Raw genomic sequence first — 25,711 nt, 5'->3', positions numbered from 1 at the left:
GGTGCCACGCATCCCCGGCATCAACCACCTCGAGGCAGTTCGCGCCTTGGAGAAGGCAGGTTTTCGGGTGGCGCGGCAAGGCAAGCATATTGTGATGACGGACGGCCAGCGCATCGTGACGATTCCCCGCCACAACCCGGTCAACGCCTTCACGCTCGGTGGGATCGTGCGAGATGCGGGACTCACGCCTGAACAATTCCGCAATCTTCTGTAGGCGCTCGCTAGAAAACGTGACGGGCTGGCCCTCCAGCCTGATCGTGGATTAGCTCCTCCCATGATCACGCAGGAGTTGGCTTGGCTGCGGCGGCACCAAGGTGCTTACGGACTCCGTCACGTACACGTCGGCAAACCCAGCCATGGCTACCGTGGGGCCTACGACCGGCGTGGTTGACGGGGTCGCGGCAGGGACGACAACCATCCAAGCGACGGCGCACTATTACGGAGTCACTATGAACGTGACTGTCAAAGTTGAATGAGCGCCGGCCCGGCCGGATGCGGCGCGACTACGGGCGCCAACCCGCCAGGAACTGCAGATTGCGGTTCTTGACGGAACTGCCCCCCGCGATGGGGGCGAGGCCGTAGTTGTAGCGGACGCCGAGCGTCGTCGTGTGGCCTCGCAGGGGCAGGTCGATGCCGCCACCGGCCATGGCGCCGACGTCGAAGGTGCGCATCTGGCTGAATCCATCGCACGGCCCTGAGCGCGACAGACCTCCGCCGCGTACGCTGATCGAGCAGCCGACTCTGGCGGCCAGCGCGGGTCCGAATTCCGCAAACAGGCCAATGCCGCGGGCGCTGTTCCCGTCCACGCGCAGCAGGAGTGGCATCTCGACGTAGGGCAGCGTTTGCGTGGATACGTACGTGCCCTGGTTGGAATCGAAGGTGTACTTGACCCCTTTGGTCGTGTAGTCGAGCTCCGGTTGGAATGACCACGCCGGCGACAAAGGAATGCGCACGAACCCTCCGGCGGTGTATCCGACCTTGTTCTCCATCCCCGTTGTGCCGGAACCGCCAAACCTGGCAAGGTTGAGGGCGCCCACGACCCCAAACGACGGGTGGGCGGCCGGCATCTGCGCGCGCAAGGCCGTGGGCGCGGACAAGCACAACGCAGAACCAAGGGCCAGAATATTGAAACGCTTCATGCCATACTCCTTGCGCGGAAGATCCCGGAAATGGCGTGCCACACTGTCAAACTGTGGCCGGGTCGCGGGCGGCGCAATATGCAAACCCTAAGCCGGCCGCTGCCCACACGCTCGCCGCTCGGCTCGGCCGATCCGGAAGGATCCTGCTGCGTTTCGCTACGGACTGACTCGCGGATTGCGGCCTCCGCGAAAATCGACTACCGTGGCGGCCATGCCAACTCGTAACGGCCATTCCACAAAGGCCCGCAAACCCACAGTGCTACCCAAGTCCGATGGGGACGCTGGCGTGCAGGCCTACATCGCCAGCATGGAGCCGTGGCAGGCCGCCATCGCCAAACGCGTCGACGCGCTGGTCGTGAAGCACGTGCGCGGCGTTCACAAGGCCGTGAAGTGGCACAGCCCATTCTACGGCGTCGAGGGGCAAGGCTGGTTCCTCGCCTTCGCTGCCTTCCAGCACCACGTGAAGTTCAGCTTCTTCAAGGGTACGTCGCTCACGCCCGTGCCGCCGGTGGGCAAACACAAGAACGTGCGCTCCCTGGATGTGCGCGAGTCGGACACGCTCGACGAGAATCAACTGGCCACCTGGATCCAGCAGGCGGCCGCCATCCCCGGCTGGACGGCATGAGCGGAGGTCCGGCAAGCCAGGACCCCGAGCTGTTGCGCCGCCTGCTGCGCGCCAAGGACCGCATGGACGCCGCTTCGCACGAGGACTGGCCCGTGGGGCGCCTGGCCCGCGTGAGCGGCGTGTCCGAGGCCCACTTCGCGCGATCGTTCAATCAGGCCTTCGGCGTTCCGCCGCACCGCTACTTGCTCACGCGGCGCATCGAACGCGCCACGGCGCTGCTCCGCGACACAGACCGTTCCATCACCGAGATCGCGTTCGAGACGGGCTGGCGGAGTCTGGGCACGTTCGGACGCACCTTTCGCGACGTCACCGGCCAGAGCCCGAGTGCCGTCCGTGCACGCGCCAGGGCCTCGGCGCAGGGGCTCGACCGCGTGCCGGCGTGCATCGACAGCGCCGCGCACCGGCCCCACCTCACGATGGCAGTTTCGGAGAAGCGGCGCCGAGTGGGGAGCGCTAAATAGACGGGTCCAGACAACAGGGAGATCCGATGACGCAGGGTGTGGATGTGGCCGGCGTATACGTGCGGGATCAGGACGAGGCGTTGGAGTTCTACGTGGAGAAGGTCGGCTTCCGCGTCCACACGGACGTGAAGAACGGGGACTATCGCTGGCTCACGGTGCAGCACCCGGACCAGCCGTCGTTCCAGCTGGGCCTGTTCGTACCGGGCCCGCCGGTGCACGATGCGGCCACGGCGCAGACGCTGAAGGCCGTGGTGGCCAAGGGCGCGATGCCGCCGCTGGTGCTGGTGGTGGACGACTGCCGCGCCGCCTACGACCAGATGCGCGAGCGGGGCGTGGAGTTCACACAGGAACCCGTGGCCCGCTACGGCAGCGTGGACGCCGGCTTCCGCGACCCGTCGGGGAACGGGTGGAAGCTGATCCAGGAACGCCGATGAGGCCGGGAAGATGAAGAAGACCCCATCGAAGCACGCGCCGTCCGCGTCGGCGCTGATCGACGCGCGAATCGCCGAGCTGGACGACTGGCGCGGCCAGATGCTCGCCCGGGTCCGCGCGGTGATCAGGGCGGCCGATCCCGACGTGGTGGAAGCATGGAAGTGGCGGGGGGTGCCGGTGTGGGAGCACCACGGGATCATCTGCACCGGCGAGACATATAAGAGTGTCGTGAAGATGACCTTCGCCAAGGGCGCGTCGCTCGAGGATCCGGCGGGGCTGTTCAATTCCAGTCTCGACGGCAACGTCAGGCGCGCCATCGACGTGCACGAAGGCGAGACGCTGAACGAGAAGGCGCTGAAGGTGCTCGTGCGCGCCGCCGTGGCGTTGAATACGTCCAAGGCCCGCCGGTGAAGCCACGGCAATCCACGACGCCCGCGACGTCGTCCATGAAAACTCGCTGCGTCGGCTGTGGCGCCGCGTTCGAGGATCTGGACGGGCCCGTGCATAGATACATGACGTCCTCCCCGGCGTGCTGGGCGCGCTACGGCGAATTGCTCGGGCGGCTCGCCACGCGGCCGGACCTGCAGGACGTGCGGCAGATGTGCGTGGATGCCTACGCGGTCCAGCACCCCGGCACGCCGAATCCGCAGGCCATCCAGTCCGTCGCGTTGCACCTGCTGAGCATGCGCCGCTACCTGGTGGAGGGACTCCCGGCCACCCCGCTGCGGGTGGTCGGAGAGAAAGGCTCGTTCGTGTGGCTCACGCCGCCGGCCATGCGCGGTGAATGCACGGTTGCCGACATGCCCATCGAAGGGACGGTGAACGTCCTGCGCGACGCGGCGCGGTTCTGGGTGGAGTCCACGTGGACGGCCTGGGCGCCCCATCACCGGCAGGTTGCGGTCTGGGCCGGCCACGGCGCCTAGCGCGGGGGCGGCGGTGCCCGCCGCTTGCGGGACTTACCTTTGTGACGTAAAGTTCTCTGCACATGTAACGCCGAGTCGCCATGCCCCTCCAGGCTTCCGCACCCCCTGCCGACCCATCACCGCGCGCCCTCCTCGCGCGGCACTCGCTCACGGCCGCGCTCCTGCTCGGCATCCTCGCCGATCCGCTGCTCCGCAACGGTCCGTGGGGCCTCGGGCTCCTGGTCTGGATGGCAGCGTTCGCCGGCATCGCCACGGCGCTCGTGCGGCGGAGCGGCCGAGTGCTCTCGCGCGAGAGCGGCATCTGGCTCACAGTCGCTCTGCTCTCTGCCGCCGGCCCGCTGTGGCGCGACGCCGACATGCTCCAGTTCTTCGATGTGCTGGCCATGCTCGCCGCGCTCGTGCTGCTGGCCATGAGCATCAACGCCATCCCCGTGCCCGGTCTGGCCCTGGCCCGCGTCCGCGACCTGATCCGCGCCGCCTTCGGAACCGGGCTCGAAGTGGCCATGGGCGCCGTGCCGCTGTTGCTGCGCGACGCGGAGTTCAACGCGGCCGTCCGCCCCTCCGCCGAGGGCAACGCCAGGCGCATCGGCAAGGCGGTGGCGATCACGTTGCCCATCGTCGTGGTCTTCACACTGCTGCTCGCGAACGCCGACCCGGTCTTCGGCTCGTTCTTCAAGCTTCCGGCCATCCAGTACGACGTCGTGCTCTCCCACGTCTTCATCGCGGGCTTCTTCACGTGGGTGGTGGCGGGCTGGTTGCGCCGCTCCCTGCTGGCGCGCACCGCCGCCACGGCCGGCGCCGCGCCGGCCACGACGCTCCCACTCACGCTCGGCGCCGCCGACGTGGCGTTCGCACTCGGCGCGCTGAACGTGCTGTTCGCGGCGTTCGTGTTGGTGCAGATCGGCTGGCTGTTCGGCGGCGAGTCGCTGGTGCTCAGGACCACCGGCCTCACCTACGCCGCCTACGCCAGACGCGGATTCGCCGAGCTGACGGGCGTGGCCGGCCTGCTGCTCCCGGTGCTCCTGGGCGCGCACGCACTCATTCCGGCGTCGGACGGCCGCACGCTGCGCGTCTACCGCCGGCTTGCCGTTCCGCTGGTGGTGCTGCTGGGCGCCATCATGCTCTCGGCCGGCGCGCGCATGAGCCTGTACATCCACTACTACGGCATCTCCACCGACCGATTGTACGCGTCGGCGTTCATGATCTGGCTGGCGATGGTGTTCGTGTGGCTCGCGTTCACCGTGCTGCGTTCCCGCCCGCGCACCTTTGCGGCGGGACTCGTGGCCACCGGGTTCGGCGTGCTCTTCACGCTCAATGTGCTGAATCCCGATGCGCTGGTGGCGCGGGCCAACCTCGCGCGTGGTGACGCGGCGCGCACCGGCGCGGCAGGTTCGGATCTTCGGTACGTGGCCTCGCTGGGCGGCGACGCGATCCCGGCGGTGGTGGCCGCGCTGACGTCGCGGGGAATCGCCGCCGACTCAGTCGCTGAAGGCGACCGCTGCGCTGCCGCGGAAACGCTTCTCAAGCGGTGGACGGGCGCGAAGCGGGAGCGGATGTCCAGCAGCTGGACGCAGTGGAACGTGGCGCGGAGTCGAGCGACGCGGGCCGTTCGGGCGCATCAGGCGGAGCTGGAAACGCTCGCCTGTGGCCCGAACGGCCCCCGTTCAACGCCGCACTAACGCTTCTCGAGCGCCTGCTTCATTGCCTCCTTCACGTGCACCCGCGTCTCGGTCTTGAGCGCGGTGCGGAGCACGGCCAGCGCTTGGGGAGTTCCGAGTTGGCCCAGCGAGCGCACCGAAGCCTGGGAGTACAGCGGGTCGTAGTCGGTGAGCCCTCGTGTGGCCACGGCGATTGCGCGGACGGTGTCGCCGCTGGCGAACAGGCCACGGAGCGCCGACATGCGCAGCTCGCGCACCTCGATCGGATTGGTGAGCTGTTCCAACGCGTCCACCGCCGACGGCACGTGCATCCGCGACAGCAGGGCGGCCGCCGTGATGCGCACCCTGAGCGTGTGCGCCGGTCCGCTGGCCGCGATGACCGTGGAAAGTGCACTCGCGCCGGCCAGCCTTCCGTAGACCCCGAGCGCCGTGGCGCGTGCGCTCGAAGAGATGTCCTGGTGGTACATCGCGAGCGCCGTGTCGGCCACGCCCGCCGAGTCGAGCGACGCCAGCCGCACCAGCGCCTCGCTCCGCACGGATGCGTCGGGGTCGCGCAGCGCCGAGCGGACCATCGCGATCGCCCGCGGGGTGGAATCGTGCGCCATCTGCCGCAGGGCCTCGGCGCGGAGTTGCGGCATCCGTTCATCCAGCACGATGAACCGCCGCGCGTCAATCGCCGCGGTGTCCTGCGACTGCGCCAGGGCATGGAGCGCCCAGTTGCGGGCCGAGGTGTCGAGGTCGTGCTCCGCCATGTGCGCCAGCTCGTCCGGCGTCTGGTCGGTGTGCACGGTGCCGAGCAGCCAGCCCCCCTCGTCGAACCGGAAGGACAGGGGCGCGCTCGGCAAGCGCATGTTGAAGGTCTGCGCCTTCTCGGCGAGGACCATGACGCTGTCGCGCACGACCGAGTCGGCCGTGATCACGCGGATGGTGGTGGGGAACCTGAACAGCGGCCGCGTGGAATCGGTGGGCTGGACCTGCCGCACCGTCACGTGAAGGACGTTGGCCGCCGGATCCCACCGGCGCGTGACGTCGAGCTGGGGATACCCGATTCCGTATGCCCACTGGTCGAAGAACCAGCCCAGGTTGCAGTGGCAGGTCTCCTCGAAGGCGTCGGCGTAATCCTTGGTGGTGGTGGCCTTGTGGGCGTTGTTCACGAGGAAGCGGTGCATCCCCGCCCAGAACATCTTGTCGCCCAGCAGGCGGCGCAGTTGGTGCGCCAGCTGGGCGCCCTTGGGATAGACGTGGCCGCTGAAGAAGAGGGCGATCGGATCGTTGCCCTGATACTGCCCCCAGACCAGCGGACGGGCCTGGCGGAGATCGGCCTGCATGGCCTGCTGCTGCTGACCCCACCATTCGAGCTGCGCGGCGTCCCAGCCGCGGGTCTTCTCGTTCTGCACCGACTCCATGTACGTGGTGAGTCCTTCGTTGAGCCAGGCGTTGGCCCAGTTGGCGGTGGTCTCGTAATCGCCGAACCACTGGTGCGCGAGCTCATGGGCCACGAGGCCGCGCGAGCCTTCTGTGGGGTCGTTGCCCGCGCCCGGCAGCGAGAGATCGGTCTGCGTGGTGGCGGAGACGTTCTCCATTCCGCCGTAGGTGAAATCCGGGATCCACGACTGGTCGTACTTGTCCCACGGAAAGGGAACTCCCGTGAGGCGCGAGTACAGCTCGATCATGGACGGCGTCTCGCCCGCCGCGCGCCAGCCCGCGTCCACGGTGTCGGGGTAGACGTACTCGTCCACCGGCTTGCCGCGCCACTGGTCGTGGAGCACGGTGAACGGACCCACCACGACGCTATATAGATACGTGGATGCCTTCTCGTTCTGCTCCCAGTGCCAGACGTTCTGCTTGCCGCCGTCCACCGGGGTCACCGAGGCCAGCGTGCCGTTGGAGAGCACCTTGAGGCCCGAGTCGGCGGTGACGAGGAACTCCCACGTGGTCTTGTCGTTGGCGTAGTCGTAGGTGGGCACCCAGGCGCGGGTCTCGGTGGCTTCGCCCTGCGACCAGATCACGTGGCGGCGGGGCACGAAGTAGATCCCGCGCTCGGGAATCGTGTGGTAGGCGAGCGTGAAGACCACCGTGTCGCCGGCGGCGACGCGCCGCGGGAGGCGGACGGTGACGTGGTCGGTGTCCGACGAGAACTTGATCTGCCGCCCCCGCGCATCGCTGGCGCGGTCGATCGTGATGTTCTCGGCGTTGAGCCGGACCGTGTCGGTGGCCACGTCGGGGATGACGGTGGTGGTCACCACGCCGGTCACCAGCCGCTTGGCCTCGTTGAACTGCACGGCGATCTTCTGGTGGACGAGGTCGAAGTTGTGCACGCCCTGCGGCCAGGTCCGGGGCGGGATGTAGTGCCCGATGGTGCCCGAATTCCGCTGGGCCAGGAGTAGCGAGGGAGCGGCCAGCGTCACGAGTGCCGCGGCGGCGAGTAGCAGGCGTTTCATGGATGGAGACTCCGAAGGTTACGAGTCGAACAGATAACACGCGGTCCGCGGCCGGGCCACCCGGCGCCCATGCGGGATCTTAGCGCGCGGCATGGGCCGGCTGGGCGGCCCGCGGGAACCGTGTACCTTACGGCATAGGCCAGTTCACCCATTCACGTCTTGCGAGCGGAACGCACATGTCCAACGAAGCCAAATGCCCCGTCCCCCACGCCGGCGCCGGCCCGTCGAACCGCGATTGGTGGCCCAACCAGTTGAAGCTCGAGCTCCTGCGCCAGCATTCCTCCAAGTCTGACCCCATGGGCGAGGACTTCGACTACGCCGAGGAGTTCAGGAGTCTGGACTTGAAGGCCGTGAAGAAGGATCTCGCGGCGCTGATGACCAACTCGCAGGACTGGTGGCCGGCGGACTTCGGCCATTACGGGCCGCTGTTCATTCGCATGGCGTGGCACAGCGCCGGCACGTACCGCACGGGTGACGGTCGCGGCGGCGGCGGCAGGGGCCAGCAGCGCTTTGCCCCGCTCAACAGTTGGCCGGACAACGTGAGCCTGGACAAGGCGCGCCGGCTGCTCTGGCCCATCAAGCAGAAGTATGGCCGGAAGATCTCGTGGGCCGACCTGATCATCCTCACGGGCAACGTTGCCCTCGAGACCATGGGCCTCGAGACCTTCGGCTTCGGCGGCGGACGCGAGGACGTGTGGGAGCCGGATCAGGACGTGTACTGGGGCGCCGAGCAAACGTGGCTGGGTGACAAGCGCTACACCGGCAACCGCGATCTGGAAAATCCGCTTGCCGCCGTGCAGATGGGGCTGATCTACGTGAACCCCGAAGGTCCCAACGGCAACCCCGATCCCGTGGCCGCGGCCGTGGACATCCGCGAGACCTTCGCGCGCATGGCGATGAACGACTATGAAACGGTGGCGCTGATCGCCGGCGGCCACACCTTTGGCAAGACGCACGGCGCGGGGCCGGTGTCGAACGTGGGGCCCGAGCCCGAGGCGGCCGGACTGGAGCAGCAGGGGCTGGGCTGGAAGAGCAGCTTCCGCACGGGCGTGGGCGGCGACGCGATCACCAGCGGGCTGGAAGTCACCTGGAGCACGAAGCCGACCAAGTGGAGCAACGATTTCTTCGAGCACCTGTTCGGCTACGAGTGGGAGCTGACCAAGAGCCCGGCCGGCGCGCATCAGTGGGTGGCGAAGAACGCCGAGGCGACGGTGCCCGACGCGCGCGACGCGTCCAGGAAGCACCGGCCCACCATGCTGACCACCGACCTCTCGCTGCGCTTCGACCCCATCTACGAGAAGATCTCGCGGCACTTCATGGAGCATCCCGACGAACTGGCCGACGCGTTCTCCCGGGCGTGGTTCAAGCTGACGCACCGCGACATGGGGCCGCGCGCTCGCTACCTCGGGCCCGAGGTTCCGGCCGAGGATCTCATCTGGCAGGATCCGATCCCCGCGGTGAATCACAAACTGATCGGCCCCAAGGACATCGCCGCGCTCAAGGAGAAGATCCTGAAGTCCGGCCTGACCGTGTCGGAGTTGGTGTCCACGGCGTGGGCGTCGGCATCCACCTTCCGGGGCTCGGACAAGCGCGGCGGGGCGAACGGCGCCCGCGTTCGGCTGGCGCCGCAGAAGGACTGGGACGTCAACCAGCCGGCGCAGCTGGCCAAGGTGCTCACCCAGCTCGAACGCATCCAGAAGGCGTTCAACAAGGCGCAGCCCAGCGGCAAGAGCGGCAAGAAGGTCTCGCTGGCCGATCTGATCGTGCTCGGTGGGTGCGCCGGCGTGGAGCAGGCGGCCAAGAAGGCCGGGCACAGCGTGAAGGTGCCGTTCACGCCGGGGCGGATGGATGCCTCGCTGGAACAGACCGATGTGGATTCGTTTGCCGTGCTCGAGCCCATCGCCGACGGCTTCCGAAATTACCTGAAGGGCAAGTACACCGTGCCGGCGGAGGTGCTGCTGGTTGACAAGGCGCAGCTGCTGACCCTGACCGTGCCCGAGATGACGGTGCTCGTGGGCGGCATGCGCGTGCTGGGGACCAACGCCGGGGGGACGGCGCACGGCGTGTTCACCAAGCGGCCGGGCGCGCTGACCAACGACTATTTCGTGAACCTGCTCGACATGGGCACGGAGTGGAAGCCGGTGTCGAAGGACGCCGAGCTGTTCGAGGGTCACGATCGCAAGACCGGCAAACGCAAGTGGACCGGCACGCGGGTGGATCTCGTGTTCGGTTCGGACTCACAGCTGCGCGCCCTGGCGGAAGTCTACGGGTGCAAGGATGCGCAGGAGAAGTTCCTGCACGACTTCGTGGCGGCCTGGAACAAGGTGATGAACCTGGATCGGTTCGATCTCGTGTGACCGTGGGCGAAGCGGCGGGCGGATGCGGACGTCGTGAGGTGTGGCTCGAACCATGGAGCGCGGGAGCGAGATAGGAATGGTGTGCGAGGACTGCGGCGCCAGATTCAGCGACGAAGGAGACTCGTGCGCACAACGGTTCGAGGTGCTTCTTGCCCTGGATCACTCCCACCAGGAGCCATGGGGCAGTCGTCACGGGCTCGCGTTCGCCGTCTTCGTCCTGCAGCATCCGGGCCGGTACGAGACAGCGACTGCGGCTCGCGCCTATGAGTTCCTGATGCGCGTCTTCGAGCGTGGTGAGACGCTCGACTACGTGGTTCGGGATCTGCGTGCTCGCGGGCGAGGCGGAGCCGACACGGACTATCACCCGCCGACGCGCGGTGCCGAACCGTTCCCCGTCACCATCGCGGACCTCGGCGAGTTCGCGGCATCCGAGTACGCGGTGGATCTGGACAGGTGGTGCCGGTCCACGGTGCATCACCTGAGGTCCGGAGCACGCTCGGCGTGACACCGTTGGCGCACCGGCGGCAGGAGGGAAGTGCATGGCACTCGTGGTTCTTCTGCGAGGGGTGAACGTAGGCGGTCACAGGACCTTCCGGCCCGCCAAGCTCGCCGAACAGCTCAGGCACCTCGACGCGGTGAACATCGGCGCGGCGGGCACCTTCGTGATCCGGCGGCCCGTCACCCGGGACCAACTGCGCGCCGAATTGACGCGCAGGTTGCCCTTCGACGCCGAGATCATGATATGCGAAGGACGCGAGATCGCCGGGCTGATCGCCCAGCATCCTTTCGCTGACCAGCCCGCGCGACCCGACATGGTCCGATTCGTGAGCGTCCTGTCCAGACGCCCCCGCTCGGCGCCGTCCACGCCCATGCGCTTTCCTGCCAGCGGCACATGGCTGCTGAAGATCCTCGCCAGGGACAACCGGTTCGTCTTCGGCGTGTACCGGCGCCACATGAAAGTGATCAGCTACCTCGGCATGGTGGACCGGCTGTTCGGGGTGCCGGCCACCACGCGCAACTGGAATACCATCACCGCGATCGCCACGGCGCTGGGCAACGGGGCGGTCAGGCCGCCCCGTCCGAGCGGATCATCTTCATAGCTTCCTGCACCGTGGTCATGAATTGCGCCGGGAAGATGATGGTGGAGTTCTTCTCCACGCTGATCTCGGCCATGGTCTGCAGGGTGCGCAGTTGGAGCGCCACGGGGTGCGCCGCGATGATATCGGCGGCCTCGCCCAGCTTGACGGCCGCCTGAAACTCGCCCTCGGCGGCGACGATCTTGGCGCGGCGCTCGCGTTCGGCCTCGGCCTCCTTGGCCATGGCGCGCTGCATGTTGTCGGGCAGCGTGATGTCCTTGATCTCCACCGCCGTGACCTGGGCGCCCCAGGGCTCGGTGTGACCGTCGATGACGTCCTTGATCCGGGCGTTGATGTCCAGCGTCTGCGAGAGCAGCTGATCGAGGCTGAACTGGCCCACCACATTGCGCACCGTGGTCTGGCTGATCTGATTGATGGCGGCGTCCACGTTCTCGATGGCGATCACCGATTTGGCCGGATCCACGATGTGGTAGTACGCCACCGCGGCGATGTCGATGGAGACGTTGTCCTTGGTGATGATCTTCTGCGAGGGGATGTTCATCGTGATCGTGCGCAACGTGGCGCGCGTCATCTGCTCGATCACCGGGATGAGGACGATGAGCCCCGGGCCGCGCACGCCGGTGTACTTGCCCAGCCGGAAGATGACGCCCCGGTCGTATTCCTTCACCACGCGCAGCGAGAGAGCCACGAGCGCGAGTGCGATCGCGAACAGGAGCATGGTGATCGGCATGGAGAACACTCGCTGGAAGAGAAGTTGCGGTTGCCCAACTCTGAGTATACGCTCAACGCCATCGTTCTGCCCGCCGCCCCTGCAACGGCGGACGCCGCCGGCTGGCCGCGCTCGCGGGCGGCGACTATGATAGAAGCGCCGCAGCGAACGTCCCCCACGTGGTACAGGAGAGATGATGAGCACCCAACCCCCGGTTCCCGCCGGCGCCCCCGAGCGCGCCGAGCCCGAGACCTTCCGCGCCCGCGCGCTCTCGGCGTCGCTCACCGTCAAGGATCTGGAGAAGAGCCTGGTCTGGTACCGCGACGTGGTGGGTTTCACCGTGGACCGCAAGCACGAGCGCGAAGGAAAGCTGGCGTCGGTGTCGCTGATAGCCGGGGACGTGCGGATATTGCTCAATCAGGACAACGGCGCCAAGGGATGGGACCGGGTGAAGGGGGAGGGGTTCTCGCTGCAGTTCACCACGGTCCAGAGTGTGGACGATGTGGCCCGACGGATCAGGGATTTTGGCGGCACGCTCGACTCGGAGCCCGCCGACATGCCGTGGGGTGTGCGCAGCTTCCGGTTGCGGGATCCGGACGGTTTCAAGCTGTCGATCTCGTCACCCATTGCGGCGGCACGCTGATCCCAACACCCATGACCATGAGCGATGTGGTATTCGTGACCCGGGACGGCTGCGGCAACGCGCCGAAGTTGCGCAGGCACCTCGACGAGGCGCTGCGGCAGCTCGGCGCGCCCGCCGAGTATGAGGTGGCCAACGTGGCCACGCTCCTCAGCGACGATCCGCGCCGCGGGTATCCCACGCCGACGGTGCTCTACGGCGGCACCGATCTGTTCGACATGGACGTGCCGACGCCGCCGTTCCCCGAACCCAGTTGAAGGTTCTACCCGGACGGAGTTCCGTCCGCCGAGTTGATCCGCGAGCGCATCCAACGCCGCCCACCCGAGACCACCCCGTGACCTACGTCGACAACAATCTCCTGCCGGGCGAGCAGGTGCAGTTCCGCACTCACCTGCACTGGAAGGTCTACCTGGGCCCCGTGCTGCTGTCGCTGCTCGTGTTCGCGCCGCTCACCTGGCTGGCCTACCAGTCCGAACGGCAGATCGTGGCCGTGGCGCCGGTGGCGGCGATCGTGATCGCGCTCGTGAGCGCGGTCATGCGGCGGCGGTACTCCGAGTTCGCGGTCACCAACAAGCGCGTGATCATGAAGCTGGGCGTGTTCCAGACGCGCTCGGTGGAACTGCTGCTCCCCAAGGTGGAAGGGATCGCGGTGAATCAGGGGCTGGGCGGCAAGCTGTTCGGCTACGGCGACATCGTGGTCGCCGGCACCGGCGGCACGCGTGAACAGTTCGCCGGCATCGGCCATCCCACGGAGTTCCGCAACGCGGTGCAGGGGGCGACGGACAAGGGGTAGCCCGCGCCCGCGGCGGGACGACGTTATTCCGCCGTGGGCATGTGCACATACATGGATTGGATGCCCACGCGGCCCGGGCCGGTGAACCGGTTCCAGAAGATCTGGCCGCCGCCCGCCAGGAAGCCCGTGGTCAGCTTCTGGAACTGGGTGTCCATGCGCACCGAGCGGTCCTTGTAGATCCAGCCGCCGCTCTCGACGTCGATCGCCTCGCCGTCGTTGAGCGTCACCTCGAACACGTTGCCGAAGCCGTGCAGCCAGAGGATCCCTTCGCCGCTCGGCGCGCCGAAGGTGTCGATGAAGAAGCCCGTGCCGCCGAGCAGCATGTTGGCCGCGCCCTTCACGCGCTGGAAGGTGAACTCCACGTTGGAGGTCGCGGCCAGGAACTGATGCTCGCGCACGTCGATCGACTCGCCGCGCTGCATGTGCAGGGCCAGGATCTGGCCGGCGCCGTCGCGGCTGAACGCGATGTGGCCCGGGCCCGACGCCTCGGTCATGAACACGGGCATGCCGGAGATCATCCGCTTGAACGCGCCCTTGAGCGCCTTGAGCCCGATCGTCACCGCGGGATGCTTCCACAGCAGCACGTGGTGCTCGAAGTACACGCCCGTCTTGCCCAGCTCCACGTGCAGCACCGGCACCAGCTCGCCCTCGAGATGGTAGGTGACGCCGGCGTAGGTCTCGTTGATGATGGTGGACTTGCAGAGTGTCGGGATGGCCATGGGGACCGGACCGGCAGAGGGTGAACGGGGCGCGGGATTGGCATGGAGAATGCGATGTGGCGGCGCGTGCGGCAAGATGGCCGCCGTTCGGTACATTATTCCCATGCTCCAGACTCTCTGCGTCTTCTGCGCGTCGAGCCCCGGCGCCGACCCGCGCTACGTGGCCGCGGCGCGAGCGTTCGGCACGCTCGTGGCGCGGTCGGGCCGGCGGATCGTGTACGGCGGCGGGAACACGGGGCTGATGGGGGAACTGGCCGACGCCGCGCTTGGCGCGAGCGGCGAGGTGATCGGGCTCATGCCCAAGCATCTGGCCGACCGCGAGGTGGCGCACCGGGGGCTCACGCGGCTGGAGATCGTGGGCTCGATGCACGAGCGCAAGGCCAGGCTGGCCGAGATGGCGGACGGCTTCGTGGCGCTTCCCGGCGGGCTGGGCACGCTGGAGGAGTTCACCGAGATCTGGACCTGGGGGCAGTTGGGGCTGCACGCCAAGCCATACGGATTGCTCAATGTGGCCGGCTACTACACGCCGCTGCTGGCGTTCCTGGACCATGCGGTGGCCGAGCGCTTCGTGCGCCCCGAGCACCGGGCGATGGTGCGGGTGGCCGAGGATCCCGCGGCGCTGCTCGAGGCGCTGGAGGCCGCGCGCCCGGCGGTGCTGCCCAAGTGGATCGACCGGACGGCCACCTGAGGGACGGCGGCACGGCACCGGGCGCCTTCGCCCGGTGCCGTGCCGCCGTGTACTGCGTTCGGCCTACTTGGCCGTCCAGACGTTGTTGGCCGGGTTGGCGTCCACCCAGATGCCGCCGTCGATGTCCACCGACTTCACCGTCTGATTGCTGCGGAAGGCCACCTCGGCCTGCTTCTGATTCTTTTCCCAGACGGCCGGCGTCTGGTGCAGGTTGACCACGCTGCCGTCGGCGAAGTGCACGATCAGATTGAACGGCGCGTCCATGCCGCCGATGTTCTCCACGGCCACCGTGTAGTCGTTGCCGTGCTTGGCCACGCCGCGCACCGCCAGATCGATGTAGTAGTTGCTCATGAACCAGTTGCTCCAGAACCAGTCCAGGTTCCGGCCCGACACGTTGTCGAACGTATAGAAGAAGTCCCAGGGCGAGGGGTGCTTGCCGTGCCAGCGCTCCATGTACGCGTGCAGGGACTTGGCGAACAGCGCGTCGCCCAGCAGGTCCTTCATGGCCAGGTAGCCGAGGGCCGGCTTGCCGTAGGCGTTGATGCCGTAGGCGCCGCCGGTGAGCGCGTCGGACGGCGTGATGATGGGCAGGTCCTCGAGCGGCGACGGATCGGCGGCCCACCGGTTCACGCGGAACTGCTTGAACAGGGCGGTGGCCTTGTCCATGCCCATGTCCACCTGGTTGATCAGATACTCGAAGGTGGTGGCCCACCCCTCATCCATGAAGCCGTACCGGGTCTCGTTCGTGCCCATATAGAAGGGCGTATACGTGTGCGCGATCTCGTGCGCGGCCACGAACTCGGCGAACGCGGGGTCGGCGTACGACTCGTCGTTGGCCATCATCGGGTACTCCATGCCCGCGCCACCCTGGAATTCGGTGGTCTTCTCGTACGGGTAGGGCACGCCGGGCCACGTGTGCGACAGGAAGTCCAGCGAGTGGCGGCCGAACTGCACCATCTGGTGGAAATCGGCGGCGGTGTCGTTGTACGCCGCCTGCACGCTGGCCCGCCGGTGGGCCGCGTTGTCCACGAGCACGCTGGCCGCGTCCCAGTCATAATGGTCGCTGAGGCCGAACGCCATGTCGGGGATGTCGCGAGCCGTGAAGTGCCAGCTGTTCATGACGCCCTGCGTGGTGACCGCGTGATCGAGCACCTCGGCGTGCGTGGCCACGCGGATCGTGGAGTCGGAGGTGAACGACGCCTGGAACCGCCGCAGCGGCTCGGGCTGCAGCAGCGCCGCCGCGTTGGTGAGCGTGCCGGTGCCCCAGACGATGAAGTTGGCGGGGACGTTCACCGTCACGTCGTAGTCGTTGAAGTCGCTGTAGAACTCGTGACCGGCGTGATCCATCGTGTCCCAGCCGTTGTAGTCGTCGAACACGGCCACGCGCGGATAGAAGTAGGCGATGTAGAACGTGGTGGAGTCGATCACGCCCTGGCGGCTGGGGCGCTTGGGCAGGTCGTAGTACCACGCGAACGCCAGGCGCACGGAGTCGTGCGGCGCCAGCGCGGCGGGCAACTTCACGGGCTGCCAACTGAAGAACCGCGGACTGTTGTCCCACGCCTCGGCGGTGCCGTTCACCGCGAACGACCGGATGTGGACGCCGGACGTGAGCCCGTCTTCGGACGTGCCGCCGTCGCGTGGCGCGCCGGGCTTGTGCGAGTTGGGGAACAGCTTGATCACCAGCGTCTTCAATGTGTCGGGGCTGTTGTTGAAGTACGTGATCTGCTCCGTGCCCGACACGCGCCGATCGGGCGGCAGCGCCGAGATGGTGATCGAGTAACGGCCGCGGTTCTGCCAGTACTTGGCGCCGGGCATGCCGTCGAGGGCGCGAGTGCCGTTGGCGTACGCCTGCTTGACGTTGCGCGGCGTGTACAACTGCGCCGCGGCGGGCGCGGCCAGCAGCCACACGCCGGCGGCCGCCAGCAGCAGCGACCGGGCGGCCGACAGCCGCTTGGCGATGGACAGTGGATTAATCATCGGAGTTCGATCCCGTGGTTCGAGCGAAGGGTGAACGGTGGTGCCGGAGCATAGAGGTATAAACTGGTCCCGGGCACGGGGAGCCGGTAGGCCGTACGGGAGGCCCTCCGGCCCGGTTTCCCAGCCAGCGCGCCGCGGGCCCGACTCGCCTCCTCGGGCGCTACTGCACCGGCCCGAGATACCGGTCCAACCAACCAAGCACGGCTGCCACGAGCGCGGGCCGGTCGGCGTCTACGTCATGGGGAGTCTCGAGCAGGACGTGGCGCTTGTCCGCGGCCGGAGTGCCCAGCATGCGGAACAGCGGGTCCTGCGACTGCGCGGGCGAGAAGCTGAAGTCGTAGCGGCCGTTCACCATCAAGACGGGCTTGGTGAGGCGCGGCGCGAAGTCGACCTGGTCGGCCCCCGGCGGCGGCGCGTCGAGGAAGAACCCGCCATCGAGGAACACGATCGCCTTGAGCCGGTCCTGCGCCATCGTCGCGTAGATGACGCCGTTGGCCGCGCCCATGCTCACGCCGAGGTAGGCGAGCTTGTCGCCGGCGATGTCCGGACGCGTGGCGAGGTAGTCGAGCGACCGCCCCACGTCCTTGGATTGCTGCACGTCCACCGCGGCCGCCGCCGCGGTGCCCGGACGCGTGTGGCGGAGGCGGCGTTCATATGTGTCTTGATATATCGGATACAACACGGCGCGCCCGCTCTGCACCACGTAATCGAAGAACGCCGTGTCGCCGAGCTGGTGGCTGTCGCTCAGGTCGAGGACGCGGGCGCTGGGAAAGAACAGGACGGTCTGGTACGGAGGCCGCACGCGCTTGGGCAGGAAGAGATACGCCGTCACGCGCTCGTTGCCGTACGCGGCGTCGTAGCTCACCTTCTCTTCCGTCCAGTCTCTGGTATCGGCCACCACGCCTTCGTCTCTGGCGTTGAGCGCGGTCTGGTCGTAGCGATACATCACCCGGTAGGCGCGGAACACGGCGTCGCTCGCCGGATGCACCGTGGAGAAGTCGCGCGAGAGGGTCTTCACCGAGGCCGCCGCCGCCGCCGGCACCGGGGCGACGTTGCGCACGCACCGGATGCCGTTGGCCGGCGAGCGGTCGAACGGCGACAACAACTCCGGCTCCGTGTACAGGTATGTGGGCGACGACCAGCTGCCGCCGAGGATGAAGCGCCGTTCGCCGTCGAGCGTGTTGAGCGTCCACTCGCGCACGTTGCCGGCCATGTCGTACGTGCCGTACGGTCCCACACCCTTGAACGCGCCAACCGGCGCCGGCGCCGACCGTGAAATATTGCTGGCCCGCACCACCTCGCGCGCCGACGCCCCCGGCGCCGCCTCATACCACTGCGCGAATGCCGGCAGACTCTTGCCGGCGAACGCCGCGTACGCCGACGCCTCGTACCAACTCACGCCCGACACCGGATAATCGGCCTGGCCGTCGGGATAGTGCCCGGCCTCCCACGTGGACGGGCCGGGGCGCCCGGTGCGATCGCGGAACAGCGCCATCGCCTGCTGCCACGTGAGCGCCTTCCCGTCGCGGACGAACGGCGCGGTCCAGTACGTGGCCTTGGTGTATCCGCCCGCGTCCACGAATGCCTGATACTGCCGGTTCGTGACCTCGAAGCGGTCGATGAAGAACGCCGGCATGTTGAACGGGCCGACCCATCCGACGAACGCGATGTAGTCGCCCCATACCGTGGCCGGCACGCGCGCCATGCCGGCGGGCGCGGCGTTCGACGAATCGAGCGCAAAGGTCATCGCGGGCGCGCTCACGGGCGCCGCCACGTAATCCCGCGCACCGGGGGCCGATACCTTCCAGCGAAAAGTCCCCTTCGGGATCCGCGCCGCGTGAATGGGCGTCGTGCCGAGCGTGTACCAGACGCTGTCGGGCGCGTTGTAATCCCGAATCGCCACGCGGGCGCCGGCGGGCGACGACGTGACGGTAACGCGGGTCGTATTGTCCTGCATCGCGCGCGCGATGCCGGTGTCGCCGGGGAGGTACTCGGCGGCGCGGGTCATCAACTGGAAGGCGGCGAGGGGGCGGTCGGCGGCGAGAAACTGCTCCGCCTGCGGCAGCGCCACCTCGCGCGCCCAATGCCGTCGTTCCGAGCGCACGTACGTCCAGCCGCCGGCGGCGGCGAGCAGCACGACTGCGGCCGCCAGAGCGGCGAGCTTGCGCCGCGCGAGCGCCGGCGCCGGCGCCGGCGCGACCACGCCACGTTCGGCTGCGGTCAGCCGCTCGATCAGCGCCGACGCGCTGGCCGGCCGGTCGTTGGGATCCTTGGCCAGGCACTGGTCGACGAGCGAGGTGAACTCGGCGGACAATCCCGCGCGCCGCCGGGCGAGCGGCTCTGGCGCGTCGACCATCTGCGCGGTGAGCAGAGCCTGCAGCGTCGTGTGTTCGGCGAACGGATGCGTGCCGGCCAGCATCTCGTACGCGACCATCCCCCACGCGTAGATGTCGGCCCGCGCGTCGACCATTCCTCCCGCGGCCTGCTCGGGCGCCATGTACGCGGGAGTGCCGATGATCGTGCCCAGCGCTGTGAGTCCGGCGGGGCCGTCGAGGGGAAGCGTGGCCGCGGTGATCGCCTTGGCGATTCCGAAATCCGATACCACCGCGGTGCGTCCGGAGAGCAGGATGTTCTCCGGTTTGATGTCGCGGTGCACGACGGAGTTCGCGTGCGCGTATTCGAGCGCCAGCGCGACGTCGCGGAGGATGCCCAGGGCCTCGTGCACCGGCACCGGGCCGCGCACCAACCGCGTGCGCAGCGACTCTCCGTCCACGTACGGCATCGTATAGTAGGGCAGGTCGTCGATCTGTCCTGCCCGGAGCAGAGGCACGATGCGCGGATCCTGCAGCCGGGCGGCGAGACCGATCTCGCGCGCGAACCGGTCGGCGGAGAAGCCGGGAGCCACGTCGGGACTCAGGACCTTCACCACCACGCGGCGGCCCAGGCGGCGTTCCTCGGCCAGGAACACGCGCGACATGCCGCCCCCGCCGAGTTCGCGCTCGAGCAGGTATTCGGCGCCAAGTGAGGCCTGCAGCTTGTGCAAAAGGTCGGTGGACACGCGTGCCCTGGCTCGGGAACGCTAACGTAAGGCCGGTGTCTGGCAGGCGCAATGAAACGCGACGAGTGACGGTCACCAGAACGGCCAGCGGTCGCGGCTGCCGCCCCCACCACTATGCTCGGCGGCGCGCTCGCCACCTCGACCGGCGGCGAGTATCATAGAATGCCGCGCCGATGCGGCTCCTGCCGCCTTCCACTCCGCCGCCGCCATGCCCTCGTCCCGACGCGACTTCCTGGTGCGCTCCGCCTCCGCGGCCGCCGCTCTCTCCCTTGGCCTGCGCGGCACCGCGAGCGCCTCCGTGTTGACCGCCGCCGAGCGCGAGCAGGCGCTGGCCGACGGCGTGGTTCCCGACAAGATGGTGCGCGCCCGCCCCGTGCCGCTGGGCAACGTCCGCGTGCTGGGCGGTCCGCTCAAGCACGCGCAGGAGATGGACGGGAAGTATCTGCTCTCGCTCGACCCCGACCGCATGCTGGCGTACTATCGCATCCGCGCCGGGCTCGCCCCCAAGGCGCCGGGCTACGGCGGATGGGACGGCGACGGCCACAACCTCACCGGCCACATCGCCGGCCACCACCTGTCGGCGGTGAGCCTCATGTACCGCGCCACCGGCGACGAGCGATTCAAGCAGCGCGCCGACTATCTGGTGGCTGGGCTCAAGGAAGTGCAGGACAAGAACGGCGACGGCTATCTGAGCGCGCTCGAGCACGGACGCGAGGCGTTCGGCGAGTTGCAGCGGGGCATCATCCGCTCGCAGCCGTTCGATCTCAACGGACTCTGGTCGCCCTGGTACACGCTGCACAAGACGTTCGCCGGCCTGCGTGACGCCTACCGCCACACGGGCAATCGCGCGGCGCTCGACGTGGAGACGAAGTTCGCCGCGTGGGCCGAGGGGATCTTGGCGCCGCTCGACGCGCAGCAGTTGGCCGAGATGCTCAACACCGAGCAGGGGGGGATGAACGAGGTGCTGGCCGACCTCTGGGCCGACACCGGCGACGAGCGGTGGCTGCGTCTGTCGTACCGGTTCGAGCACCACGCCTTCACCGACGCGCTCAAGCGCGGCCAGGACAACCTGGACGGCAAGCACGGCAACTGCGCCATCCCCAAGCTCGTGGGCTCTGCCGAACGGTTCGGGTACACGGGCGACGCGGGCGACCTGCTGGCGGCATCGTTCTTCTGGGACACGGTGGTGCAGCACCACACGTACGCCAGCGGCGGCCATGGGCTGTCGGAGTACTTCGGGCCGGCCGACCGGTGGAGCACGCTCATCGACGGGCGCACCTGCGAGTCGTGCAACGTGTACAACATGCTCAAGCTCACGCGGCGGCTGTTCTCGCTGCGCCCCGACGCGTTCTACGCCGACTTCCAGGAACGCGCGCTGTTCAATCACGCGCTGTCGTCCATGGATCCGGTCACCGGCGACATGTCGTACATGGTGCCGATCGGACGCGGCGAGCAGCAGGAGTATCAGGACATGCTCCACGACTTCACCTGCTGCGTGGGCACGGGGATGGAGAACCACGCGCTGCACGGCTACGGCATCTACTACGAGACCGGCGACACGCTCTACGTGACGCAGTTCGTGCCGACGGCGGCGGATGTGCCCGGCCTCGGCGTGCACGTGGCCATGGACACCGACTTTCCCGACGGCGGCCACGCGGCGCTCACGCTCACCATGCCGTCGGCAAGGGAATTCACCCTCGCCGTGCGGCGCCCGAGCTGGGCGGGCGACGAGTTTGCCGTGCGGGTGAACGGCGCGGACATGCCGCAGCCGTCGTTGGCGAGCCTGGCGGCGGGGCGCGCCGGCGGGCGGCTGGTGAGCCAGGATCCGCGCGTGCTGCCGCCGAGCACGTTCGTGGAGCTGAGACGCGTGTGGAAGTCGGGCGACCGGGTGGAGTTGGTGCTGCCCAGGACGCTGCGCTTCGAGACCACGCCCGACAACGCGCAGATCACCGCCGTCATGTGGGGCCCGATGGCGCTGGCCGCCGATCTCGGCCCGCGCCGCAAGGGACGGGAGGAGTACACGCGCCCGCTCGTGCCGGTGATGGTGGCCGCCGGGCGGCCGGTGAGCGACTGGGTGGTGCCGGCGGGCACGCAGCCCGGCAACTTCGTGGCCCGGCAGGTGGCGCGCATTCCCGAGCAGCCGGCGGCGCCCACCGACGTGCCGCTGGCGCCGTTCTACCGCACGTACGAGCGCACGTACAGCGTGTACATGGACGTGATCACGCCCGCGGGGTTCGATGCGCGCGTGGCGGCGCTCGACGCCGAGGCCGAGCGCGTGCGCGAACTCGAAGCACACACCATGGGCTTCGTGCAGCCGGGCAACCGGGCGCAGGAGCCCAACTTCAATTATCAGAGCGATCCCGCCAACCGGCCGTCGCAGCGCGCGCAGGGGCGGTTGGGCCGCGGCGGGGCTGGCTGGTTCTCGTATGATCTGCCGGTGGACGCCAATGCCGCCATGGCATTGGTGGTCACGTATTACGACGAGCTGGGACTGCCGCCGGCGCCGGCCGACTTCGAGATCCTCGTGGACGGAACGTCCATCGCGCACTTCACGCCTGCCGCCACTGCCACCGGATTCTACGATGCGAGGTACGCCGTGCCGGCGAGTCTCACGCGCGGCAAGTCCAAGGTGACGGTGCGGTTCCAGGCCGGGCCGCAGGGGCGCGTTGCGCAAGTGTTTGGGGTGCGAACCGTTCGGGACGTGTTGCCCGGGGGCTGAAGCCGGCGCACATTGCGGGGGATAGCGGCCGCGCCGGGCAGTAGCGCGCGGCGAGCGTTCCCTCGTGCCAAGGATCCGGTGGCGATTTCAGCGTCGCGCGTCGGTTGGCGAACCCGGGTGGCGGCCTTCTTGGCCGTCACGCTGGTGCTGCTCGTGGGCGGCTACGGCTACTACCGGATAGAGGCGGACGCCATCCAGCAGGCGCAGTACGGCGCCGTGGCCGCGGTGGGGCGCCTGAAGGCCGACGAGATCCAGCAGTGGCGCCGGGAGCGCATTGGCGATGCGGCGGTCCTGGCGCGGAATCCATTCATCAGCGGCGCGCTCGGCGAACTCTCGGGCGGCGTCGCGCGGCCCGCGCTGCTGGCGCAACTGCGTGAGTACCTGAAGATCACCGCCGCCGCGTATGGATATGTCGACGCAGCGTTCATCGCGCCCGACGGCCGGGTGCTCGTTGGGGGCAACGGCACCGTGGTGTCGGTCGATTCGGCCACGCGGCGGGCCGTGGCGGCGTCGCTCGCCTCGCGTGGGGCCGTGCTGTCGGACCTGTTCCGCGGGCGCGGCGGCGCGGTGTACATCGACGCCGTGGCGGTGGTCCGGGACTCGGCCGGCCGGCCGGTGGGCGCGGCGATGCTGCGGACCGACGCGCACGCGTATCTGTATCCGCTGATCCAGACCTGGCCCACGCCCAGTCGCAGCGCCGAGACCGTGCTCGTGGAGCGCGAGGGCGACGACGTCGTGGCGCTCAGCGATCTGCGGTACGCACCGAACACGGCGCTCCGCTGGCGGCGTCCCTTGAGCCAGACCAACTATCCCTCCGCCCAGGCGGTGCTCGGCCGGGTTGGCCAGGTGGAGGGGTTGGACTATCGCGGCGTGAAGGTGCTGGCGGACCTGCGCCCCATCGCCGGATCACCCTGGTTCATGGTGGCCAAGGTGGACTCCGGCGAACTGCTGGCCGAAGCGCGCTACCGGGCGATGCTGATCGGGCTCGTGGTGGCCTCGCTCATCCTGCTGGCGGCGGCCGTCACGGCCAGCGGCTATCGGCGCAAGCAGGCCGGCATCTACCGCGAGTTGTACGAGTTGGAGCGTGGAGCCCAGGAAGCATTGCGAGCGAGCGAAGCGCGCTACCGGTCGTTGTTCGAACACATGCTCAACGGATTCGCGTATTGCCGGATGGAGTACGACGCGGCGGGGCGGCCGGTGGATTTCGTCTACCTCGACGTCAACGCGGCGTTCACGCGCCTCAGCGGGCTCACGGGGGCGATCGGGAAGCGCGTGAGCGAACTCCTTCCCGGCATCCGCGAGGTGAGCCCCGAACTGTTCGAGTTGTATGGGCGCGTGGCGTCCACCGGCGTGCCCGAGGTGGTGGAGTTCGACTTCAAGTCCAATCAGCAATGGCTCATGCTCTCGGTGTACAGCTCGGAGCCCGGGCATTTTGCCGCGGTGTTCGACGACATCACCGAGCGCAAGCGCGCCGAGGAGGCGCTGCGGTTGAGTCTGGAGCGTTTCCAGATGGCGAACCAGGCGACGTTCGACGTCATCTGGGATTTTGACGTGACCGCCGACACGCTCTGGCGCAACGACAACTTCCAGGTGCTGTTCGGCGATTCGCCCGCGGAGGTGGAGCCGGGCCTGGAGTCGTGGACCACCCGCCTGCACCCCGATGATCGCGACCGCGTGCGCGAGGGGCTGCGGTCGGCGCTCGATTCGACGAGCGCGAGCTGGTCGGACACGTATCGCTTCCGGCGCCACGACGGCACGTACGCGGTGGTGGAGGATCGGGGGCGGATTGCCCGCGACGCCGCCGGGCGCGCGGTGCGCGTGATCGGGGCGATGCAGGATGTGACCGAGGTGCGGCGCACCGAGGAGCGCGTGCGCCGGCTGAATCGGGTGTACGCCGTGCTGAGCGAGATCAACGAGGGCATCGTGCGCATCCGCGACCTGCAGGCGCTGTACGAACGCGCGTGCGAGATCGCGGTGGGGCGGGGCCTGTTCCGCATGGCGTGGGTGGGGTTGGTGGACCCCGCCACGCAGGCGGTGCGCGTGGCGGCGTCGGCCGGCGTGTCCGACGGGTATCTGTCGCGCCTCGACATCGTGCTCAGCGACCCCAGGCGCGCGGGCGGCCCCACGGGCACCGCGCTCCGCACCGGCCGCCACGACGTCAGCAACGACATCGCCAACGACCCGCGCATGGCGCCGTGGCGCGACGATTCGCTGCGCCTGGGCTACCGGGCGTCGGCGGCGTTCCCGCTCACCGTGAGCGGCGCCACGCGGGGCGCGTTCACGCTCTACGCCACCGAACCGGGCTTCTTTGACCACGATGAGCTGGCGCTGCTCGACGATCTGGCCATGAACATCGGGTTTGCGATGGAGCTGGCGGCGCAGGCCGAGCAGCGCCGCCAACTGGAGGCCCAGTTTCTGCAGGCGCAGAAGATGGAGACCGTGGGGCGTCTGGCAGGCGGGATCGCGCACGATTTCAATAACCTGCTCACCGTGATCAACGGGACGACGAGCCTCGCCATGGACCAGGTGCCGCCGGCGGATCCCCTGCGCCGCGATCTGGCGGAGATCCAGGCAGCCGGCGAGCGGGCCGCCAATCTGACTCGCCAGTTGCTCGCGTTCAGTCGTCAGCAGATCCTCAAGCCCGACGTCGTGGACCTGAACGGGCTGGTGGGCGGCATGCACACCATGGTGCAGCGGCTGATCGGCGAGGACGTGAACCTGGTGATCATTCCGGGCAAGGAGTTGGGGAGCGTGCGGGCCGATCCGCGCCAGTTGGAGCAGGTGCTGCTCAACCTGGTGGTCAACGCGCGCGACGCGATGCCGGACGGCGGCACGCTGACCATCGAGACGCGCAACGTGGAACTCGACGCGGCCCACGCCGAGTTGCACGCGTCGGTGCGGCCGGGCGCCCACGTGCTGCTGTCGGTGGCCGACACGGGCGTGGGCATGGACGAGGTGACCCAGCAGCGCATCTTCGAGCCGTTCTTCACGACCAAGGAAGCGGGCAAGGGGACGGGGCTGGGGCTGGCCACGGTGTACGGCATCGTCAAGCAGAGCGAGGGCAGTATCTGGGCGTACAGCGAGCCGGGGCAGGGTTCGACGTTCAAGATCTACCTGCCGCGGGTGGACGCGGTGCCGCACGCCCGCGTGACCGCACGGACTGCGGCGCACGCGCCGGGAACGGAGACGATCCTCCTGGTGGAGGACGAGGTGGCGGTGCGGCGGCTGGCCGAGCGGATTCTCACGTCGGCGGGTTACACCGTGCTCGCCGCGGG

22 protein-coding genes are annotated in these 25,711 nt (G+C 68.5%); 16 read left to right on the top strand and 6 right to left on the bottom strand.

Annotated elements, in window-relative coordinates; all coding sequences use genetic code 11:
* Position 1: 1 nt before the first annotated feature.
* Positions 2–214 (top strand): type II toxin-antitoxin system HicA family toxin, encoded by a 213-nt coding sequence (locus VNE60_06720; protein ID HVB31206.1) that lies wholly within the window; start codon positions 2–4, stop codon positions 212–214.
* Positions 215–503: 289 nt separating this feature from the next.
* Here VNE60_06720 and VNE60_06715 read toward each other — a convergent pair whose 3' ends face one another.
* Positions 504–1,139 carry a porin family protein gene (locus VNE60_06715; GenBank protein ID HVB31205.1) on the bottom strand — a complete coding sequence of 212 codons (636 nt, stop codon included), beginning with the start codon at positions 1,137–1,139 and terminating at the stop codon, positions 504–506.
* 286 nt (positions 1,140–1,425) lie between these two features.
* Here VNE60_06715 and VNE60_06710 point away from each other — a divergent pair, with 286 nt between their 5' ends.
* From VNE60_06710 to VNE60_06685, 6 genes are all read left to right on the top strand, one after another.
* Positions 1,426–1,764, top strand: a complete 339-nt coding sequence (locus VNE60_06710) for a DUF1801 domain-containing protein (protein HVB31204.1) — start codon at positions 1,426–1,428, stop codon at positions 1,762–1,764.
* The gene (locus VNE60_06705; GenBank protein ID HVB31203.1) at positions 1,761–2,225 is read left to right on the top strand and encodes a helix-turn-helix transcriptional regulator; all 465 of its coding nucleotides are present in this window, start codon (positions 1,761–1,763) and stop codon (positions 2,223–2,225) included. The genes VNE60_06710 and VNE60_06705 overlap by 4 nt, the downstream gene beginning before the upstream one ends.
* A gap of 26 nt (positions 2,226–2,251) precedes the next feature.
* Positions 2,252–2,659: a VOC family protein gene (locus VNE60_06700; GenBank protein HVB31202.1), complete on the top strand. Its 408-nt coding sequence runs from the start codon at positions 2,252–2,254 to the stop codon at positions 2,657–2,659.
* A 10-nt stretch (positions 2,660–2,669) separates the two neighbouring features.
* On the top strand, positions 2,670–3,068 hold the full coding sequence (locus VNE60_06695) for a DUF1801 domain-containing protein (protein HVB31201.1): 399 nt from the start codon (positions 2,670–2,672) through the stop codon (positions 3,066–3,068).
* 35 nt (positions 3,069–3,103) lie between these two features.
* Entirely contained in the window at positions 3,104–3,580 is a 477-nt protein-coding gene (locus tag VNE60_06690; protein ID HVB31200.1) for a DUF5946 family protein, read from the top strand.
* An 80-nt stretch (positions 3,581–3,660) separates the two neighbouring features.
* Positions 3,661–5,259, top strand: coding sequence for a DUF4173 domain-containing protein (locus tag VNE60_06685; protein ID HVB31199.1), 1,599 nt, complete (start codon positions 3,661–3,663; stop codon positions 5,257–5,259).
* Here the strand turns inward: VNE60_06685 and VNE60_06680 are convergent.
* Positions 5,256–7,679: a M1 family aminopeptidase gene (locus VNE60_06680; protein ID HVB31198.1), complete on the bottom strand. Its 2,424-nt coding sequence runs from the start codon at positions 7,677–7,679 to the stop codon at positions 5,256–5,258. The two genes, VNE60_06685 and VNE60_06680, sit on opposite strands and share 4 nt — an antisense overlap.
* Positions 7,680–7,855: 176 nt before the next feature.
* Here VNE60_06680 and katG point away from each other — a divergent pair, with 176 nt between their 5' ends.
* From katG to VNE60_06665, 3 genes are all read left to right on the top strand, one after another.
* Positions 7,856–10,036: a catalase/peroxidase HPI gene (katG, locus tag VNE60_06675; protein HVB31197.1), complete on the top strand. Its 2,181-nt coding sequence runs from the start codon at positions 7,856–7,858 to the stop codon at positions 10,034–10,036.
* A 76-nt stretch (positions 10,037–10,112) separates the two neighbouring features.
* Entirely contained in the window at positions 10,113–10,541 is a 429-nt protein-coding gene (locus tag VNE60_06670) for a DUF5946 family protein (GenBank protein HVB31196.1), read from the top strand.
* Between the two features lie 34 nt (positions 10,542–10,575).
* On the top strand, positions 10,576–11,136 hold the full coding sequence (locus tag VNE60_06665) for a DUF1697 domain-containing protein (protein ID HVB31195.1): 561 nt from the start codon (positions 10,576–10,578) through the stop codon (positions 11,134–11,136).
* On the opposite strand, the gene VNE60_06660 is transcribed toward VNE60_06665, so the two are convergent.
* On the bottom strand, positions 11,102–11,863 hold the full coding sequence (locus VNE60_06660) for an SPFH domain-containing protein (protein ID HVB31194.1): 762 nt from the start codon (positions 11,861–11,863) through the stop codon (positions 11,102–11,104). The two genes, VNE60_06665 and VNE60_06660, sit on opposite strands and share 35 nt — an antisense overlap.
* A gap of 175 nt (positions 11,864–12,038) precedes the next feature.
* Here VNE60_06660 and VNE60_06655 point away from each other — a divergent pair, with 175 nt between their 5' ends.
* From VNE60_06655 to VNE60_06645, 3 genes are all read left to right on the top strand, one after another.
* A complete protein-coding gene (locus tag VNE60_06655) occupies positions 12,039–12,485 on the top strand; it encodes a VOC family protein (GenBank protein ID HVB31193.1) in 447 nt (148 codons plus the stop codon).
* Between the two features lie 17 nt (positions 12,486–12,502).
* Positions 12,503–12,739, top strand: coding sequence for a hypothetical protein (locus VNE60_06650; protein HVB31192.1), 237 nt, complete (start codon positions 12,503–12,505; stop codon positions 12,737–12,739).
* Positions 12,740–12,816: 77 nt separating this feature from the next.
* Positions 12,817–13,275, top strand: coding sequence for a PH domain-containing protein (locus tag VNE60_06645; protein HVB31191.1), 459 nt, complete (start codon positions 12,817–12,819; stop codon positions 13,273–13,275).
* A gap of 23 nt (positions 13,276–13,298) precedes the next feature.
* On the opposite strand, the gene VNE60_06640 is transcribed toward VNE60_06645, so the two are convergent.
* Positions 13,299–13,994, bottom strand: coding sequence for an AIM24 family protein (locus VNE60_06640; protein ID HVB31190.1), 696 nt, complete (start codon positions 13,992–13,994; stop codon positions 13,299–13,301).
* A gap of 103 nt (positions 13,995–14,097) precedes the next feature.
* Between VNE60_06640 and VNE60_06635 the strand changes: the two genes are divergently transcribed.
* Positions 14,098–14,682 (top strand): TIGR00730 family Rossman fold protein, encoded by a 585-nt coding sequence (locus VNE60_06635; GenBank protein HVB31189.1) that lies wholly within the window; start codon positions 14,098–14,100, stop codon positions 14,680–14,682.
* Between the two features lie 63 nt (positions 14,683–14,745).
* Here the strand turns inward: VNE60_06635 and VNE60_06630 are convergent, their stop codons facing one another.
* Together VNE60_06630 and VNE60_06625 are read right to left on the bottom strand one after the other, a co-directional pair.
* Entirely contained in the window at positions 14,746–16,659 is a 1,914-nt protein-coding gene (locus VNE60_06630) for a M1 family metallopeptidase (GenBank protein ID HVB31188.1), read from the bottom strand.
* Between the two features lie 160 nt (positions 16,660–16,819).
* Positions 16,820–19,717: an SUMF1/EgtB/PvdO family nonheme iron enzyme gene (locus tag VNE60_06625; GenBank protein HVB31187.1), complete on the bottom strand. Its 2,898-nt coding sequence runs from the start codon at positions 19,715–19,717 to the stop codon at positions 16,820–16,822.
* A gap of 208 nt (positions 19,718–19,925) precedes the next feature.
* Here VNE60_06625 and VNE60_06620 point away from each other — a divergent pair, with 208 nt between their 5' ends.
* Positions 19,926–22,436 carry a beta-L-arabinofuranosidase domain-containing protein gene (locus VNE60_06620; protein HVB31186.1) on the top strand — a complete coding sequence of 837 codons (2,511 nt, stop codon included), beginning with the start codon at positions 19,926–19,928 and terminating at the stop codon, positions 22,434–22,436.
* Between the two features lie 117 nt (positions 22,437–22,553).
* A partial coding sequence (locus tag VNE60_06615) for an ATP-binding protein (protein ID HVB31185.1) occupies positions 22,554–25,711 on the top strand: 3,158 nt, incomplete at its 3' end.

Source organism: Gemmatimonadaceae bacterium, assembly GCA_035533755.1.
Taxonomy (GTDB): Bacteria; Gemmatimonadota; Gemmatimonadetes; order Gemmatimonadales; family Gemmatimonadaceae; genus JAGWRI01.
The sequence above is the reverse complement of the archived record's forward strand: the minus strand, read 5'-3'. Positions and strand labels throughout refer to the sequence as shown.

Excerpts from the sequence above, each read along its gene's own strand:
- VNE60_06690 (HVB31200.1), top strand. The coding sequence starts at position 3,104 with ATGAAAACTCGCTGCGTCGGCTGTGGCGCCGCGTTCGAGGATCTGGAC.
- VNE60_06620 (HVB31186.1), top strand. The coding sequence starts at position 19,926 with ATGCCCTCGTCCCGACGCGACTTCCTGGTGCGCTCCGCCTCCGCGGCC.
- VNE60_06680 (HVB31198.1), bottom strand. The coding sequence starts at position 7,679 with ATGAAACGCCTGCTACTCGCCGCCGCGGCACTCGTGACGCTGGCCGCT.
- VNE60_06700 (HVB31202.1), top strand. The coding sequence starts at position 2,252 with ATGACGCAGGGTGTGGATGTGGCCGGCGTATACGTGCGGGATCAGGAC.
- VNE60_06665 (HVB31195.1), top strand. The coding sequence starts at position 10,576 with ATGGCACTCGTGGTTCTTCTGCGAGGGGTGAACGTAGGCGGTCACAGG.
- VNE60_06635 (HVB31189.1), top strand. The coding sequence starts at position 14,098 with ATGCTCCAGACTCTCTGCGTCTTCTGCGCGTCGAGCCCCGGCGCCGAC.
- VNE60_06640 (HVB31190.1), bottom strand. The coding sequence starts at position 13,994 with ATGGCCATCCCGACACTCTGCAAGTCCACCATCATCAACGAGACCTAC.
- VNE60_06670 (HVB31196.1), top strand. The coding sequence starts at position 10,113 with ATGGTGTGCGAGGACTGCGGCGCCAGATTCAGCGACGAAGGAGACTCG.
- VNE60_06650 (HVB31192.1), top strand. The coding sequence starts at position 12,503 with ATGAGCGATGTGGTATTCGTGACCCGGGACGGCTGCGGCAACGCGCCG.
- VNE60_06630 (HVB31188.1), bottom strand. The coding sequence starts at position 16,659 with ATGATTAATCCACTGTCCATCGCCAAGCGGCTGTCGGCCGCCCGGTCG.
- VNE60_06695 (HVB31201.1), top strand. The coding sequence starts at position 2,670 with ATGAAGAAGACCCCATCGAAGCACGCGCCGTCCGCGTCGGCGCTGATC.
- VNE60_06685 (HVB31199.1), top strand. The coding sequence starts at position 3,661 with ATGCCCCTCCAGGCTTCCGCACCCCCTGCCGACCCATCACCGCGCGCC.
- VNE60_06660 (HVB31194.1), bottom strand. The coding sequence starts at position 11,863 with ATGCCGATCACCATGCTCCTGTTCGCGATCGCACTCGCGCTCGTGGCT.
- VNE60_06655 (HVB31193.1), top strand. The coding sequence starts at position 12,039 with ATGAGCACCCAACCCCCGGTTCCCGCCGGCGCCCCCGAGCGCGCCGAG.
- katG (HVB31197.1), top strand. The coding sequence starts at position 7,856 with ATGTCCAACGAAGCCAAATGCCCCGTCCCCCACGCCGGCGCCGGCCCG.
- VNE60_06715 (HVB31205.1), bottom strand. The coding sequence starts at position 1,139 with ATGAAGCGTTTCAATATTCTGGCCCTTGGTTCTGCGTTGTGCTTGTCC.
- VNE60_06705 (HVB31203.1), top strand. The coding sequence starts at position 1,761 with ATGAGCGGAGGTCCGGCAAGCCAGGACCCCGAGCTGTTGCGCCGCCTG.